The organism is uncultured Actinomyces sp., from assembly GCF_963526355.1.
Classification (GTDB): domain Bacteria; phylum Actinomycetota; class Actinomycetes; order Actinomycetales; family Actinomycetaceae; genus Actinomyces.
The window spans coordinates 1-2793 of record NZ_CAUROW010000178.1 but is presented as its reverse complement, the minus strand read 5'-3'; the positions used below and the strand labels follow the sequence as shown (position 1 = coordinate 2793).

General features: G+C 71.7%; 1 protein-coding gene. It reads left to right on the top strand.

The window, feature by feature from the left end; all coding sequences use genetic code 11:
• Positions 1-11 precede the first annotated feature (11 nt).
• Positions 12-2793, top strand: a 2782-nt coding sequence (locus tag RWR81_RS13435; RefSeq protein WP_314458209.1) for an eIF2A-related protein, incomplete at its 3' end; no start/stop codon positions are given.

The following is a 2793-nucleotide window of genomic DNA, read 5'->3' as shown; positions in this document are numbered from 1 at the left end:
CCTCGGGGACGATCGACCCTCGTGAGGTGTCACTGTATGCCGGCCACTTCGACGCACTGTGGGGTGTGGCATGGAGTCCGGATGGAAAACGGCTCCTGTCCGGATCGCATGACGGCACGGCCCGGGTCTGGGACGCGAACAGCGGCATCGAGTTGTTCGCGCTCGCCGGCCCCAGTTTGTCCATCAGCGCGGTGGCCTGGAGCCCGGACGGCACGCGGCTCCTCACGGCGGCCGAGGACCACAGTGTGCGCGTCTGGGACGCGACCACCGGCGCCGACCTGCTGACCCTGGGCGTCGGCGGCTCCGGTGTCGGCGGGGCGGTGGCCTGGAGCCCGGACTCCACCCGCATCCTCACCAGTTTCGACGACGCCTCGGCCCGCATCTGGGACGCCTCCAGCGGCCAGGTGGTGCGCACGCTTTCGGGCCACACGGAGCACCTCACCGCGGTGGCCTGGAGCCCCGACGGAACTCGCGTGGCCACCGCCTCCGACGACGGCACGGCCCGGGTCTGGGACGTCACCACCGGTACCGAGCTGCTGCGCGTGGGCCCCATGGCCTTCGTGGGGCGCGGCGCGACAATGGGGCCCGACGGCAGGCCTGCCCCCGTCGGCCCGATCGAGCCGATGACGGGACTGTCGTGGAGCCCGGACTCGCGCCGCATCATCACCGCCTTCGACTCGGCCGAGCCCCGGGTCTGGGACGCCGCCACCGGAGAGGAGATCCTCAGCCTGCACGGCCGTGACCGCCGCTGGGTGAGCGTGGTCTCCTGGAGCCCTGACGGCAGCCGTATCGTCACCGACGACATCTCCGGAACCACCGCCCACGTCTGGGACGCGGCCTCCGGGGAGGAGATCCTCACCCTGCGCGGTCACACCCAGTGGGCCTGCTCCCTGGCCTGGAGTCCGGACTCTCGTCGTGTGGCCACCGGCTCTCACGACGACACCGTGCGCATCTGGGACGCCGCCACCGGTCAGACCCAGCTGGTCCTGGGGGCCGGCAACGCCGTCGAGACCGTCTCCTGGAGCCCTGACGGTGCGAAGATCACCGTTGGCGTCAAGGTCGGCGGCAACCGCGTCTGGGACGCTATCACCGGTGAGCCGCGGCTGACGGTGGACAACGGGGCCCGAGAGCTGAGCGAGGTCATCTGGAGTCCGGACGGCGCCCGTCTGGCCACATCCTCCTACCTCTCGCCGCGCGTCCTCATCCTCGATGCCTCCAGCGGAGAAGTCGTCCAGGCCCTGACCGCGGGTGAGGACGACGTCAACGACATCGCCTGGAGTCCGGACAGCGAACGCATCCTCACCGGACTGGGCGAGAATCGTGCCGCGATCTGGGACGCCGCCCGCGGCGAGCTCCTCCTCACCCTCGAGGGCCACGGCGACATGATCACGTCGGTGGCCTGGAGCCCCAACGGCCAGCGCGCCCTGACCGGTTCCCAGGACGGGACCGCCCGTATCTGGGACGCCACCACCGGCGAGGTCATTCACACCTACACCGGCAGCTGGGTGCGTGACGTCGTGTGGACTCAAGGAGGTCCGAGGGTCGTCACCGGCAGCGCCGACGGCGCCGCCCACGTCTGGGACGTCATCACCTCCGGTGAGCTCGTGACGCTGCGTGACGAGGGCGCCATGGTCCGCTCCTACGCGTGGAGCCCCGACGGCACCCGGGTCCTGGCCGGTTTCGACGACGGTGTCGTACGCGTGTGGGAGGAGGTCTCCGGCAAGATCGTCCTGTCCCTGGCCGGCCACCGCTTCGGTGTCACCGACGCCCAGTGGAGCCCCGACGGCACCCGGATCCTCACCGGCTCAGAGGATGGCACCGCGCGCCTGTGGGATGCCACCACCGGTGAGATGACCGGTCTGTTCCTGTGCTTCCTGCCCGACGGCGGGGTCGCCGTCCTCGACGCCCCCTCCTTGAGCCTGCGCTCGGGTCCCGGCGAGGTCTGGGACTACCTCGGTCGTCCCGAGATCCTCACCGGACAGCTCACTCGGGTGGGCGTGGAACGGCGTCAATACATCGATCCCGACCCGGTTCCCCGCGTCGTTGCGGAGCCGGAGTCAGTCACCCAGCCCGACCAGAGCCCAGTTGAGAAGGAGACCGAGGCGCCTACGACCGCCGAGGTCACCACATCCGCAGAGGCAGCCGAGCCCGTCGAGTCCCCCGAATCCATCGAGCAGTCGGAAGCCCAGGCCTCCTCCGGCGCGTCGGCCGAAGCGGTCGTCGAGTCCGAGTCGCCTGAGGCCGGGGCCGGCTCCGCACAGACCGCCGCCGAGACCGCCTCGCAGAGCGCGCCGGAGGCAGAGCGGCCCATTCCCGGAGAATCCGCGACCATCACCCCGGCCTCCGCCCCCGAGACGGAGGAGTCGGCCGGCGTCCGTCAGGCCTGGCAAACGATCTCCTCCGCCCACACCCCGGCCGGGGCCGCTGTTGTCTCAGAGCAGCCGACTGCACCGGTCGGGGAGCGCAGCGCTGAGCGGGTCGAGACCGAGCCGGTCGCCGCGCCGACGGGTGAGACCCTTCTCGTCCAGCCCTTCCCCGTCGACCAGGGACTCGTGGATGCGGAGGCCGTCATCCGGACCCCGGTCGAGGCCCCTGCCCAGGCGTCCGAGGACGCTGAGCAGGCGCGCAACGAGGCGTCGTCGACTCAGGGCCCCGTCGAGGACGGCGCCGTGTCCGGCGTGTCCGCAGCCTCCGCCGTCGGGACGTCCGTTTCCCCGACACCGCAGACGGGCTCGGCCGCCGCCGCCCGCAGGGCACGCCACGCGGCCTCCACCGCCCGCACCCCGGCCGAGC